This window comes from Pedobacter nototheniae (genome assembly GCF_004335085.1).
GTDB lineage: Bacteria > Bacteroidota > Bacteroidia > Sphingobacteriales > Sphingobacteriaceae > Pedobacter > Pedobacter nototheniae.
Genome location: NZ_RQRS01000080.1, coordinates 1 through 441, shown reverse-complemented (window position 1 = coordinate 441; position 441 = coordinate 1). Strand labels below are relative to the sequence as shown.

Below are 441 nucleotides of genomic sequence, written 5' to 3'. Positions count from 1 at the left end.
AAATCAACCAATAGCCATCGCGGTGACTTTGTTTATTAGAGTTGTAACGTTATGGTTTGCTGTTTTGATTGGTATTCTTTCTTTGTTGATTGTTTTCTTTAAACTATCTATAAATAAAAATGAATCAAATATATTCTTGGAATAGGATTCCAAATTTAAACATTGAAAGTAGTATTAAAGTTAATGATATTACTTCAGAAGTTTTTAAAAAAAATATTGCCCCTTATACCATTTATGGAAATGGTAGAAGTTATGGTGATGTATGTCTGAATAATGTTGGTACTATTATCCAAGCAAGAGGTCTAAATAAGTTTATAGATTTTAATGATAAGGAAGGGATTTTTACAGCAGAAGCTGGAGTTACATTAGAAGAAATTCTAAGTGTTATTGTTCCCAAAGGATGGTTTTTAACAGTAACACCTGGTACTAAATTTGTTACTC

The 441-nt window shown here is 29.0% G+C and carries 1 protein-coding gene; it reads left to right on the top strand.

Annotation, left to right across the window (positions count from 1 at the left end; translation table 11 throughout):
* Window positions 1-119: 119 nt before the first annotated feature.
* A partial coding sequence (locus tag EHC72_RS22515) for an FAD-binding protein (RefSeq protein ID WP_131539967.1) occupies window positions 120-441 on the top strand: 322 nt, incomplete at its 3' end.